At 57.1% G+C, this 11,837-nt stretch carries 13 protein-coding genes; 5 read left to right on the forward strand and 8 right to left on the reverse strand.

Translation table 11 applies throughout. The annotated features are described in order from the left end of the window. The first annotated feature begins 3 nt into the window (after positions 1-3). From tagH to AAH446_RS03165, 4 genes are read left to right on the forward strand one after another with little or no spacing between them, the layout of a single operon-like run. Positions 4-1,173 (forward strand): type VI secretion system-associated FHA domain protein TagH, encoded by a 1,170-nt coding sequence (gene tagH, locus AAH446_RS03150; protein WP_342905259.1) that lies wholly within the window; start codon positions 4-6, stop codon positions 1,171-1,173. Next, entirely contained in the window at positions 1,170-1,946 is a 777-nt protein-coding gene (locus AAH446_RS03155) for a PP2C family protein-serine/threonine phosphatase (RefSeq protein WP_342905260.1), read from the forward strand. The genes tagH and AAH446_RS03155 overlap by 4 nt, the downstream gene beginning before the upstream one ends. Before the next feature lie 14 nt (positions 1,947-1,960). After that, on the forward strand, positions 1,961-2,911 hold the full coding sequence (locus AAH446_RS03160; protein WP_342905261.1) for a hypothetical protein: 951 nt from the start codon (positions 1,961-1,963) through the stop codon (positions 2,909-2,911). A gap of 41 nt (positions 2,912-2,952) precedes the next feature. Continuing rightward, on the forward strand, positions 2,953-4,401 hold the full coding sequence (locus AAH446_RS03165; protein WP_342905262.1) for a serine/threonine protein kinase: 1,449 nt from the start codon (positions 2,953-2,955) through the stop codon (positions 4,399-4,401). A 9-nt stretch (positions 4,402-4,410) separates the two neighbouring features. Here the strand turns inward: AAH446_RS03165 and AAH446_RS03170 are convergent, their stop codons facing one another. Together AAH446_RS03170 and chaB are read right to left on the reverse strand one after the other, a co-directional pair. Beyond that, a complete protein-coding gene (locus AAH446_RS03170; RefSeq protein WP_342905263.1) occupies positions 4,411-5,088 on the reverse strand; it encodes a gamma-glutamylcyclotransferase in 678 nt (225 codons plus the stop codon). A 274-nt stretch (positions 5,089-5,362) separates the two neighbouring features. Further along, positions 5,363-5,593: a putative cation transport regulator ChaB gene (chaB, locus tag AAH446_RS03175; RefSeq protein WP_342905264.1), complete on the reverse strand. Its 231-nt coding sequence runs from the start codon at positions 5,591-5,593 to the stop codon at positions 5,363-5,365. A 402-nt stretch (positions 5,594-5,995) separates the two neighbouring features. On the opposite strand from chaB, the gene chaA reads away from it, so the two are divergent. Continuing rightward, positions 5,996-7,087, forward strand: coding sequence for a sodium-potassium/proton antiporter ChaA (gene chaA, locus AAH446_RS03180; RefSeq protein ID WP_342905265.1), 1,092 nt, complete (start codon positions 5,996-5,998; stop codon positions 7,085-7,087). Between the two features lie 165 nt (positions 7,088-7,252). Here the strand turns inward: chaA and AAH446_RS03185 are convergent, their stop codons facing one another. The 6 genes from AAH446_RS03185 to prfA form a co-directional block, all read right to left on the reverse strand. Then, on the reverse strand, positions 7,253-7,672 hold the full coding sequence (locus AAH446_RS03185; protein ID WP_342905266.1) for an META domain-containing protein: 420 nt from the start codon (positions 7,670-7,672) through the stop codon (positions 7,253-7,255). A 116-nt stretch (positions 7,673-7,788) separates the two neighbouring features. Then, the gene (kdsA, locus tag AAH446_RS03190) at positions 7,789-8,643 is read right to left on the reverse strand and encodes a 3-deoxy-8-phosphooctulonate synthase (protein WP_342905267.1); all 855 of its coding nucleotides are present in this window, start codon (positions 8,641-8,643) and stop codon (positions 7,789-7,791) included. Positions 8,644-8,674: 31 nt separating this feature from the next. Then, positions 8,675-9,484 (reverse strand): invasion regulator SirB1, encoded by an 810-nt coding sequence (gene sirB1, locus AAH446_RS03195; RefSeq protein ID WP_342905268.1) that lies wholly within the window; start codon positions 9,482-9,484, stop codon positions 8,675-8,677. Further along, the gene (locus tag AAH446_RS03200) at positions 9,481-9,879 is read right to left on the reverse strand and encodes a SirB2 family protein (RefSeq protein WP_342905269.1); all 399 of its coding nucleotides are present in this window, start codon (positions 9,877-9,879) and stop codon (positions 9,481-9,483) included. The genes sirB1 and AAH446_RS03200 overlap by 4 nt, the downstream gene beginning before the upstream one ends. Before the next feature lie 11 nt (positions 9,880-9,890). Beyond that, positions 9,891-10,724 carry a peptide chain release factor N(5)-glutamine methyltransferase gene (gene prmC / locus AAH446_RS03205; RefSeq protein ID WP_342905270.1) on the reverse strand — a complete coding sequence of 278 codons (834 nt, stop codon included), beginning with the start codon at positions 10,722-10,724 and terminating at the stop codon, positions 9,891-9,893. Further along, on the reverse strand, positions 10,724-11,806 hold the full coding sequence (prfA, locus tag AAH446_RS03210) for a peptide chain release factor 1 (protein ID WP_342905271.1): 1,083 nt from the start codon (positions 11,804-11,806) through the stop codon (positions 10,724-10,726). Before prfA ends, prmC begins: the two co-directional genes overlap by 1 nt. Between the last annotated feature and the right edge of the window lie 31 nt (positions 11,807-11,837).

Consider the following 11,837-nt stretch of genomic DNA (forward strand, 5'->3'; position numbering starts at 1 on the left):
CGCATGCGATTTACCCTTGTTGATAGCAGGACCGAGGCACCCGTTACCCTCTGTGATTTTACGCCACCCGGCGGCACCATCGGGCGGAGCCTGGATAACGATCTGGTCCTACCGGATACCGAACGCGCCATTTCACGGCTGCAGGCGGTGGTGCATGTTGCGCCCGACGGTGAATGCCGCCTGACCAATCAGGGCAGCGTTATCGCGGTTCTGCATAACCATAACCCGCTGGCCCGGGGCAGCCAGGCTACGCTGCAACATGGCGACGTGCTGGGCATTGGCGATTATCAGATTGTGGTCAGCGATCCTTCCCGTGTGGAGGAGACGTCTGCCGATGATATTGACCCGCTTATGCTGTTCGGTGATAGCGCTTCGACCGTTGAAGACCCGCTGGGGATTCTGCATGAGGTGGAGCCGCTTTTCGTGCATCCCGAAGAGTGCCCTCCTGTCCCACACGCGGCGGCGCGGCCGGTACGGCCAACTGATGCACGGCTGGCTATCGATCCGGTCAGTCAGGAGGTGGCGTTGCCCGGCGAGCGCCATGCTTCGCAGAGTCACGAGCAGCGGTTGCTGACGGCGCTGCTGGAGGGAATGGGGCTGGAGAGCCATCCGGACAGACCCTCGCTGACCGAAGAACAGATGCGCACGACGGGCCGGATGCTGAGCCTGTTTTCACAGGGGACGGTCGCCCTGCTCTCCTCGCGCTCGATTCTTAAGCGCGGTGTGAAGGCGGAGATGACGATGATCCTTAACGAGGCGAATAACCCGTTTAAGATCCTCCCGTCAGGAAAAACCGTTCTGATGCAGATTTATCAGAGCCAGATGCCCGGCTTTATGCCACCTGAGCAGGCCGTTCGCGATGCGCTGGTCGATCTTCAGGCACACCAGCTTGGCATGATTGCCGGTATCCGGGCGATTATCGCCGCGATGCTGCAATCCTTTAATCCGCAGCGGATGGAGGAGCACGCCCGACGCGACGGCAAGGTGCCGAAATATGCGCTGACCGCCTCGAAAAAGGCCGCACTGTGGGACTATTTTTTACGGCATTACCAGAATACCTCAGGTGAGATCGAAGATGATTTCCATACCCTGTTCGGTGATGCTTTCCTTCAGGCCTACGACATGGAAGTCAATCAGTACAAAGACTCGCAAACCCGACAGGAAGAACAATGAACATAAACTTTGCTTCGACGTCGCAGATTGGCGCACGTGAGAGTAATCAGGATGAAACCGGGGCGGTGCTGGGCAAGCACAGCGCCTGTTTTATGGTCTGTGACGGCGTGGCGGGTACGGAGGGCGGCGAAACGGCGGCTCAGCTGGCGCGGGATACGCTGCTTGCCGAGTTCAGGGAGGAACATCCGATCACCCCTGATGAAACTGGGCGCTGGATCCATCTGGCCGAAGAGGCCATTCTCGGCGCGCAGAAGATCAATCCGAATTTAAAACGCATGAGCACCACCCTCGCCGCTCTGTTTATTGACCGTGATGAGCAGCGCGCATGGTGGACTCACGCGGGCGACAGTCGCGTTTATCACTTTCGCCGCGGATTTATTCATGCCGTCACCCGCGATCACAGCCTGGCACAGCAAATGCGTGACGCAGGTTACGAAAATACCGGAATTAACAGTAATTTACTCTATAATGCCCTCGGCGCGGAAGGCACCCAGCCGGTGAGCAACAGCGAGGCGCTGCCGCTTGAAGACGGCGATGCTTTCCTTGTCTGCACCGACGGCTTCTGGTGCAGCCTGACGCCGCAGGAGATGGAACAGGCGCTGCGCATGGTTAACTCGCCACAGGAGTGGCTGGCGCTGATGCAAAAGGCCATCAATCGCAGTGAGAAAAAAGATAATCTGAGCGCCGTGGCTGTCTGGGTGGGGTCACCACAGGACACCACGCTGTTTCAGTCCATGACGGATTCCGCCCGCTTTTTACCGCCGCGTGATTAACACCAAGGAACGCTATGAAATTTTGGTTGCCCGCCACCGTCATACTCTTGTTTGCTTCCGCCGTCCGCGCGGAGGATTACCGCGTGGTTTATTCCCCAAGCCTGGCGCTGGAAGTCTTTATTGATAACGTTGCCAGCAAGGCGCCCCGCGACTGGTGTCAGGAAGCGATTCATCTGCGCATCCTCTCTGGCGAGAGTAAAGAGTCCAGCGTGCTGAACACCTTCCTGCCCCGGGTAGGTAACCTGCTTCAGAACCAGTGCGGTAAGCTGACAGAGCTGCCGTGGCAGATGACTAACCCAGAAGGAATGGTGCTGGCGACGGGTACCGCAGCTAAAGAACAAGGCTGGCGGCCAATTGTCCTGGCCGACGCCACCGCCGCCGCCACGGCAAGCAACGCTGCCCCGCTCGATATCTCACAGCCGGCCAACAGCCAGCCGCTGCAGCATTTCGATCTGCCGGAAGGCTGTCACTTCCGCACCTGGTGGGACGAAAACGGCCAGTCGCTGTTTATTCCGGAAGGCAAAACCCTGACCTGCTCCACGGAAGGATGGCTGGAGGGGAAAAGCGAGCTGACGCTGGCCAGCGAAGGCAAAAATCAATTTATTCCCGTACAGTTTTATCAGGGCTTTCCCCTGCGCAACGTGCATCCTGAACCCAACAGCTTTGACATCGTTGCGGCCAATAATCAGCGTCTGGTTGCCGCGATGGAGACCGCACCGGAAAGCTGGCTGGTACTGCCCTTTAACCCGACGCTCCACGTCTGGTCCTTTGAGGGCACGCTGCTGGTGAAAATGGACAGAAGCCAGGCAACCGATCCGGCCGCGCTTAAAAAGCGCATCGATACGCTTCGCCAAACCTGGCGCGCCGTTGTGAGTCCGGAGATCAAAATAAACGTGCTGCTGGTAGATGAACTGCATGCAGACCTGGCCGATCCGGCTATTGGCGCCTGGCGCACCGTAAACTAGCCCGGGCCTGCCAGGGCATTAGCACTGAGAGAGTGGTAACTATGTCGGCGAACGATAATGTAAAAAACGTCCCTAATGCCCTTCCGGCAGGGCACCGTTTTAACGAATTTGAAATTAAGGAAGTTATTGGCGGCGGCGGCTTCGGCATCGTCTATCGCGCCTGGGATCATCTTCTTGAGCGCACCATCGCCATCAAAGAGTATCTGCCGATCTCGCTGGCCTCCCGCGAAGAAGATCTGACGATTGTCCTGCGGGGAGAACGCTATCAGAAGCTGTTTTCCGCCGGCCTGAACAGTTTTATCCAGGAAGCCCGCCTGCTGGCCCGCTTCAATCATCCCGGCCTGCTGCACGTGCTGCGCTTCTGGGAAGAGAACGGCACCGCCTACATGGGCACCCTCTATTACAGCGGGATGACCCTCAAAGAGTGGCAGCAGGGACGCCCGGAGTCGATCGATGATGCCTGGATCCGTCAGCTGCTGCCGCCGCTGTTCGGCGCGATCAACACCATCCATCTGGCGGGTTATCTGCATCGTGATATCTCACTCGACAATATCCAGATCCAGGATAACCATCTGCCGGTGCTGCTGGACTTTGGCTCTGCCCGTAAGGAGATCGGGAATCTGTCGGATGAAACCGAAATTATGCTGAAGCCGGGCTATGCGCCTATTGAACAGTACAGCGAAGAGAGCGATACCGACCAGGGGCCCTGGACGGATATCTATGCGCTCGGGGCGGTGCTGCATACGCTGGTCACCGGCAGCCCGCCGCCGGTGAGCGTGGTGCGCTGCATTGAGGATCGCTATCAGCCGCTTACCCAGCTCCGGCCGGCGGGCTTTTCCCTTTCGCTGTTAAACGCCATTGACCAGGCGCTGACCATGAAGCCGCAGGATCGTCCCCAGACGATTGATGAACTGGCAGCGCTGATTGATCTGCCCGTCGCAAGCGTTGAGCAACTGGTTAGCAGCACCACTCATACAGAAATCGTTGAGGAAACGATCGAGCCTCCGGTTACGGCCATGCCTGAACCGGAACCGGTCATCATGGCCGTGAATCCTGCCGCAGGCTCGGCGGAACCCGTCACCCCACGTGATGCCCGTAAACTCTCAAAACCGCTGGTTATCATGAGCGGCGTGACCGTACTGGTGCTGGTGGTGCTGATTGCCTGGCTTAACCGTAGCGGCACCGGGGAACATCCCGAACACCCGGCCATCGCGGCGGAAAGCGCGGCGGATGCCGGCACGGTGAGCGAAGCCCGGACGGCAAATGACGCCGTGCCGATGCTGGCGACGGTCTATGTGAAGCTGGGAAGCGGAGACAGCCTGCTGCTTAACGGGACGCCCACTGAAGTGAAGCCGAACAAGAGCGGTTATGCCTCGCTGAATCTGGCGGCGGGCAGCTATAAAATCGAGCTACAGACCGGTACCGCCGTCTACAGCCATCAGCTGGAGGTTAACCGGGCGGGCACCTGGCTTATCAACCCAGGCCAGTAGCGGTGGGGGTCACCCCACCAGCCCGTTATGGCACTCCTGAAGGTCACGCACGCGCTGAACCAGATCGGTCAGGCAGTCATCATAGAGGCCGCGCTTTTCAAGCTCCTGCTCAAGCAGAAACAGGTATTGCGCGTTGCTTCCCAGCGGACCACTGGCCTGCGCAATCAGCGGCGCGATGGTGCGTGGACAGGAGTCGGCCTCATAAAGCGGATGCCGGGGATCCATGACAAACGCCAGCACGTTGACCACTCTGCCGTCGTTAAGCGCCAGCTCGCACCAGGTGGGAAGATAGCAGCCCGTCACCATTTCACGCTTCCACAGCAGCGCCAGCTCCTCATGCAGCGTCTCCTCCGGCAGACGGAACGCCAGACCGGTGGTGCGACCGCCCTCTTTCAGCGCCAGCATCCGGCCTGGCTGGCTGGCGGTCCCGCGTCCGGCGGTAAGGCGCAGGCAGAATGCGCGATGCCATCCGCTCAGCGTCCCCTCCGCCACCTCCTCTGATTCGAAGATGGGGTTCCACATCAGGGAGCCATAGCCAAATACCCATACCGGACTGTCATCAGGACGACAGGCCAGCGTCGCAGCCAGTGAGGCGGCCCGCTGTTCACAGCTCCAGAACAGCGACTCCTCAATATCACCAAAAGCCGTTTTACAATCTGCTTTTAACAGGAAATCTCGTGTCAGCATCGCCCCTCCTGCTGTTATATTTCATTACCGTCAGAGCCTGACCAACAACGTTAGCGTTGCCTGTTTGTTAAACTCACCGTTTCGCTGTTAACCATGACCCTAAGCCATTCAGCAGATGCAATCAAGGTAACTGGCGGCACAAATAGCTAAATTTCACTTAAAGAGATCATCGGCTACGGCAGGAAAAACTTCAGATGGGGGTAAATAAATTTCTTAGCGGCAGGCTTCAGAGAGGCAGGGGCGTAACAGGGCGATCGCGATCGCCCTGCTGAAATCAACTTTTAGGGTGCCATTTATCATCGTCGCCCTTCTGATATTTTGACTTCACGGCAGACCAGGCCACCTTATGGGCGACCTCCTCGCGTGATTCATCACCGTGACGATCTTTCTTCTCTTTATACTGATCCCAGGCACTGTTAAATGCTTCCTGGTAGATATCCTGTGCGTGAGCCGGCAGCACGTTTTTAACGTTGTCCGGAAGCGATGAGCGTGAGTCATAAGGCATAGTACGTCTCCTGTTTGGTGAAACAATAAGCCTGGTGCAAAGGTGCTACTTTTTCCAGACGCCCGTTTACGCCCGCAAGTAGCAATAAACCTTCCACAAGGCTATTTCACATAAACAACAACAACAATATGACAAATTAAAGCTCATTAAAAAATAAATAATTAAATTAATTATCCATATAAATCAAGAAATTGAGTTATACAGCTTTATTAAAAAGGCCATTAAAAACAAAAACAATCAAAACCCGTAAAATTACGTAAACTGACAGGCAAGATGAGTCCTAATCAGCTACACTTGACGGCTTGTCATATACTTGAATCTGACAGCGAAAGGGTAAATGCATCGCCTGGGATCTCAACGCGACCTCAGGCTAAACCGGTCTGCATAAGGAAAACGACGCCTATGAGTGCGCATGAAAGCGGCAAAACTCGCCATACCGAATATTCTCTCATCTTCCCCCTCGCCGCTCTGGCAATCCTCTGGTTCTGGGGAGCGTCGGACGCCTTACCGGTAATTATCGGCATCAACCTGCTGGCGCTGGTGGCGATCCTCAGCAGCGCCTTTAGCGTGGTACGCCATGCGGATGTGCTGGCTCACCGGCTGGGAGAACCCTACGGCTCGCTGATCCTCAGCCTCTCGGTGGTGATACTTGAGGTCAGCCTGATTTCCGCGCTGATGGCGACAGGAGATGCAGCTCCGGCGCTGATGCGCGATACGCTCTACTCCATTATTATGATCGTAACCTGTGGGCTGGTCGGCGCTTCGCTGCTGTTAGGGGGACGCAAATTCGCCACGCAGTACGTTAACCTTGCCGGTGTAAAACAGTATCTGATCGCTATCTTTCCGCTCGGCATTCTGGTGCTGGTGTTTCCAAACGCCCTGCCGGGCGGTAATTTCACGGTGACGCAGGCTTTACTCATCTCCGCCATCTCCGCCGCAATGTATGGCGTGTTTCTGCTTATTCAGACCAAAACGCACCAGAGCCTGTTTGTTTATGAACATGAAGATGAGGGTGACGATCCTCACCACGGCAAACCCTCGGTGCATTCCAGCTTATGGCATACGCTCTGGCTGATCGTTCATCTGATTGCCGTTATCGCGGTCACCAAAATGAACGCTTACACCCTGGAGTCGCTGCTGACGGAAGTGAACGCGCCCGCGCAGTTCACCGGCTTTTTGATCGCCCTGCTGATCCTCTCGCCGGAGGGCCTGGGCGCCATCAAGGCGGTGCTGGCAAATCAGGTGCAGCGCGCCATGAATCTCTTTTTCGGCTCCGTGCTGGCGACCATATCGCTGACCGTGCCGACGGTTTCAATCATCGCCACGCTGACCGGCCAGCAGCTTATCTTTGGCCTGGAGCCACCGCAGATGGTGATGCTGATGGCCGCCCTGCTGCTGTGCCAGATTTCGTTCTCGACCGGCCGCACCAATGTGCTTAACGGCACCGCCCATCTGGCGCTGTTTATCGGCTATCTGATGACGATCATGCTGTAGGACACGGCGAGGTAAGCTTCAGTAAAAGGCCAGCCTGCAGAGGCTGGTTTTTTTATGCCTGCCCGGTCTCTGACAATCAGCGTGTGGGCAAGAAAAGTGGGGAATATCGTGACGGAAAGGCGGGAAAACGAAGCCGGACATCAGGGTGACGCCCGGCTCTGCGGCTTACTGCTCTGCTCTGTAAACCAGCTTATGGCCTGCGCCGGTCAGCGTCAGCGTCTGCTGATCCAGCGTTAGCTTCGCGCCCTGGGTCAGCGCCTTGCCGAGCATATTTTCCCATTCGTTCAGCCGGGGATCGCTGCACAGCATGCGCGTGGAAGCCATCTGCGGCAGGCTCAGTACGCCCTGCTCCAGTTTTCCCTGACCAAAGAAGCGATTGCACATCACGCCGCTAACGTGCATATTTTCGCCAAACCGGATACCCGGCTTCACGCCTTCCGGTAACCCGATCGCTTTACCATCTACGCTGGTCAGCACAAAATAATGGTCGGCAAGCTTCGCCGCCTCGTCATTATTCTGCGCGCTGTTCGCGCTACAGCCCACGATCGCCATCGCCGCCATCAGCAGCGCAGCTTCTTTTTTCATCAGTAAACTCCGTTTCGTTGCGGTTATCGGGCGGCCTGAAAAAGCCGCTAAGCATCTCAGCTTTCATCAGCGCAAAAAAAACGGCGGGTCCTTCCGGATGCCCGCCGCAGTTGGGATCAGCTGCTGGTGTCGAGCGCCGGGAAATTTTTCACCAGATCGTCAATCGCTTTAATCTGTGCCAGGAACGGCTCCAGCTTATCCAGCGGCAGAGCTGACGGACCGTCACACATGGCGTTCGCCGGATCCGGGTGCGCTTCGATAAAGAGGCCCGCCAGGCCAACCGCCATTCCCGCACGGGCCAGCTCGGTCACCTGACCGCGACGACCGCTCGAGGCTGCGCCGAAGGGATCGCGGCACTGCAGCGCATGGGTGACGTCAAAAATCACCGGGCTGCCGTGAGAAACCTGCTTCATAACGTTAAAGCCGAGCATATCAACAACCAGGTTGTCATAACCGAAGTTGGCACCGCGATCGCAAAGAATGATTTTCTCATTACCGCCTTCGGCAAATTTCTCCACGATGTTGCCCATCTGGCCCGGGCTGACGAACTGCGGCTTCTTGACGTTAATGACCGCACCGGTTTTCGCCATGGCTTCGACCAGATCGGTCTGACGGGCCAGGAAGGCCGGCAGCTGGATCACGTCAACCACATCGGCTACCGGCTGCGCCTGGCTGGCTTCATGGACATCGGTGATGATTTTCACACCGAAGGTCTGCTTCAGCTCCTGAAAAATTTTCATCCCCTCTTCCAGGCCCGGTCCACGGTAGGAGCGAATGGAAGAGCGGTTGGCTTTATCAAAAGAGGCTTTGAACACGTAGGGGATGCCCAGCTTCTGGGTCACGGTCACGTAATGTTCACAGATGCGCATCGCGAGATCGCGTGACTCAAGAACGTTCATGCCACCAAAGAGCACAAACGGCAGGTCGTTTGCGACCTTGATATCTCCAATGCTAACCACTTTTTGTTTCATGCCTTCGCCTTATATATGCAGAGTTTACAGATTAGTGCAGCGTGATCTGTTTTTGTTCAATCGAATGAATTTGCAACTTTATCATTTCACTGACGGGATCTTCCGGACAGTGCTCAACAAAGTAAGTGAGATCCGTTAAGGCCACATGCTCACAGTCCAGCTGGGCGAAGATCAGTCCGCGATCGCGGATCTCATAGGGATCTTCCGGGTCCATCTGCACCAGTACCTGACTGACCTGAAGCGCCATCTCCATCTGTTTTTCTTCCATCAACGCCGACTTCAGCGTATCCAGCATTTTAGTCAGGACCTGATGCGGCTCCGCTTCCTCAAGATCGTCATCGTACAGTTCAGCTACCGGCCCGATATTACCTTTAAGCCAGACTTCCAGGGTATGTTCGCTCAGCGTTTCGCCATTGAACGGATTAATGAACCACATCTCCTCATCAATCCAGTCAGCGCGCAGGATCAGCTGCGTGGGGAAGATAACCGGCATCATCGGCAGCGAAAGCTCACCAGCAATATGCAGGAAAATCACGCCCAGCGACGCCGCCGTTCCCTGACGCGTTTTCAGTACGTTATCCAGCCAGAGCGTATCGGAGAGGCGATAAATGCCGCTCGCGCCGCCAAACCCCCACGTATGCCAGAAGAGCTCGATCAGCTTTTCCAGCTGGCAATCCTGCTCAAGCTGGGCCGGAATGGCGTTACGCGCCTCATCGACCAGCTGAGCCAGCTGTTTTTTTACGTCTTCAGCAGGAAAGTCGGGGCGGATCGCCTGAGTGGCTGCGATTACCGCCTCACACAGCGGAAGCGCTGTGGTATCTAAAGTTGCTTTTGACGTCATACAATCCCCAACAGTGGCATCTTCGTCGTGGCCAGTTTATAAATCAGCACCAGGGCGACCACCGCCACAATAAATGCAATCCAGCGCACTTTCTGTCCCCGGGGCCGGCGGCTCAGGGCGACAGAACCCAGTGCGATATAGATAATAACGCCAAACAGCTTCTCAGTCAGCCAGCTGCCTTGCGGCGTGAAGGGATAGAAACGCGTTATCATGACCAACAGGATACCGGAAAGTAACAGCAGCGTATCGTTGATATGCGGCACAATGCGAACCCAGCGGCGCGTCAGACAGGCTGACCGGCGCTGTAGCCAGTAAAACCGCAGTATAAACAGCGTGATGGTAATCACCACGGTCAGAAAATGAAGATTTTTTATTACGCCATACCATGCGGCCATTCTTCTCTCCTTTAAACGGGACGCCGGGCAAAAGTCACGCGATCGTTACCGCCATAATCCTGCCGCGTCTGAACCTGCTCAAAATGATGATCGAGCAGGATTGCGCGCACCTGCTCCGCCTGCTGCCAGCCATGTTCAAACATCAGCCAGCCACCCGGCAGCAGATAATGTCCGGCCTGAGCGGCAATTGTTTTGATATCCGCCAGCCCATTATCCCCCGCCACCAGCGCGCTGGCGGGCTCAAAGCGCACATCGCCCTGAAGAAGGTGCTCGTCCGCTTCGTCGATATAGGGAGGATTACTGACAATCATCGAGTAACGCATCTCCCCGACGTCGCTGAACCAGTCACTGCGGCAGAAATGCACATTGCCGAGCGCCAGCCGCTGTGCGTTGCTTTGCGCCAGCGTCACCGCGCCCGCCACGCAGTCAACGCCGGTCACCCGGGCATCAGGACGCTCGCTGGCAATCGCCAGCGCAATAGCGCCGGTGCCGGTGCCTAAATCGAGGACCGCCGGACCGTTCGCCGGCAGGTGGGCAAGCGCCAGCTCAACCAGGAGTTCGGTGTCGGGGCGGGGGATCAGGGTGTCGCCGGAGACCCGAAGCGGTAATGACCAGAATTCGCGCTCGCCCGTCAGATAAGCAACGGGCTCACCGCTGGCGCGGCGGGCAATTAACACGCTGAGACGTTCAAGCTGCGCTGGCGTCAGCAGGGTCTCATCAAACGCTATCAGCCAGCTGCGGGATTTGCCGGTCACGTGTTCCAGCAGGATCTCCGCATCGCGCTTCGGGCTTTCGCTTTCAGCGAGCTGCGCGATAGCGGCACCTCGCCACTGGCGAATCTCCATTACTCCTGGCCTGACAGTGCGGCCAGCTGGTCCGCCTGATATTCCTGCACAATAGGCTCAATCAGGAAGTCCAGCTTGCCTTCCATCGTCTCATCAAGACGATAGAGGGTCAGGTTAATCCGGTGGTCGGTCACGCGGCCCTGCGGAAAGTTGTAGGTGCGGTTACGGTCTGAACGGTCGCCGCTGCCCAGCAGATTGCGGCGGGTTGAGGCCTCATCCTGCTGACGCCGGGCAACTTCCGCCGCCCGGATGCGCGCGCCCAGTACCGCCAGCGCTTTCGCTTTGTTTTTATGCTGCGAGCGCTCGTCCTGACACTCCACCACAATGCCGGTCGGCAGGTGGGTGATACGGATGGCGGAATCGGTGGTGTTGACGTGCTGACCGCCCGCACCGGAGGAGCGGAAGGTGTCGATTTTCAGGTCGGAAGGATTAATCTCCGGCAGCTCAGCTTCAGGCAGCTCCGGCATGACGGCCACGGTACAGGCAGAAGTGTGAATACGCCCCTGGGATTCAGTTTCCGGCACGCGCTGTACGCGATGACCGCCCGATTCAAACTTCAGTCGCCCAAAGGCACCCTCGCCGATCACTTTAGCGATGATCTCTTTGTAGCCGCCGTGTTCGCCTTCGTTGACGCTCATCACTTCAATCTTCCAGCGCCGGGCTTCCGCGTAGCGGCTGTACATGCGGAAAAGATCGCCGGCAAAAATGGCGGCTTCATCCCCGCCGGTGCCGGCACGCACTTCCAGATAACAGTTGCGTTCGTCATCAGGATCTTTCGGCAGCAGCAACACCTGGAGTTCCTGCTCCAGCTGTTCGCTGGCTGCCTGGGCTTCTTTCAGCTCTTCCTGCGCCATCTCGCGCATTTCGGCGTCGCCAAGCATCTCTTCGGCGGTGGCGATATCATCCTGAGTCTGCTGCCATTTGCGGAAGCACTGGCTGACGTCGGTCAGCTGAGCATATTCCCGCGACAGCGCGCGGAAACGCTCCTGATCGGCGATCACGCCTGCGTCGCCCAGCATCGCCTCCACTTCTTCGTGGCGCTCCTGCAAGGCTTCCAGTTTGGCAACAATAGAAGGCTTCATGGGTGTTGTTTTACCTGTATTGAAAAGAGGG

It is taken from the genome of Erwinia psychrophila, from assembly GCF_039023475.1.
Lineage (GTDB): Bacteria > Pseudomonadota > Gammaproteobacteria > Enterobacterales > Enterobacteriaceae > Erwinia.

What these genes read in the sequence shown, in the direction of transcription:
- tagH (WP_342905259.1), top strand. Translation starts at nt 4, where the DNA reads ATGCGATTTACCCTTGTTGATAGCAGGACCGAGGCACCCGTTACCCTC.
- AAH446_RS03155 (WP_342905260.1), top strand. Translation starts at nt 1,170, where the DNA reads ATGAACATAAACTTTGCTTCGACGTCGCAGATTGGCGCACGTGAGAGT.
- AAH446_RS03160 (WP_342905261.1), top strand. Translation starts at nt 1,961, where the DNA reads ATGAAATTTTGGTTGCCCGCCACCGTCATACTCTTGTTTGCTTCCGCC.
- AAH446_RS03165 (WP_342905262.1), top strand. Translation starts at nt 2,953, where the DNA reads ATGTCGGCGAACGATAATGTAAAAAACGTCCCTAATGCCCTTCCGGCA.
- AAH446_RS03170 (WP_342905263.1), bottom strand. Translation starts at nt 5,088, where the DNA reads ATGCTGACACGAGATTTCCTGTTAAAAGCAGATTGTAAAACGGCTTTT.
- chaB (WP_342905264.1), bottom strand. Translation starts at nt 5,593, where the DNA reads ATGCCTTATGACTCACGCTCATCGCTTCCGGACAACGTTAAAAACGTG.
- chaA (WP_342905265.1), top strand. Translation starts at nt 5,996, where the DNA reads ATGAGTGCGCATGAAAGCGGCAAAACTCGCCATACCGAATATTCTCTC.
- AAH446_RS03185 (WP_342905266.1), bottom strand. Translation starts at nt 7,672, where the DNA reads ATGAAAAAAGAAGCTGCGCTGCTGATGGCGGCGATGGCGATCGTGGGC.
- kdsA (WP_342905267.1), bottom strand. Translation starts at nt 8,643, where the DNA reads ATGAAACAAAAAGTGGTTAGCATTGGAGATATCAAGGTCGCAAACGAC.
- sirB1 (WP_342905268.1), bottom strand. Translation starts at nt 9,484, where the DNA reads ATGACGTCAAAAGCAACTTTAGATACCACAGCGCTTCCGCTGTGTGAG.
- AAH446_RS03200 (WP_342905269.1), bottom strand. Translation starts at nt 9,879, where the DNA reads ATGGCCGCATGGTATGGCGTAATAAAAAATCTTCATTTTCTGACCGTG.
- prmC (WP_342905270.1), bottom strand. Translation starts at nt 10,724, where the DNA reads ATGGAGATTCGCCAGTGGCGAGGTGCCGCTATCGCGCAGCTCGCTGAA.
- prfA (WP_342905271.1), bottom strand. Translation starts at nt 11,806, where the DNA reads ATGAAGCCTTCTATTGTTGCCAAACTGGAAGCCTTGCAGGAGCGCCAC.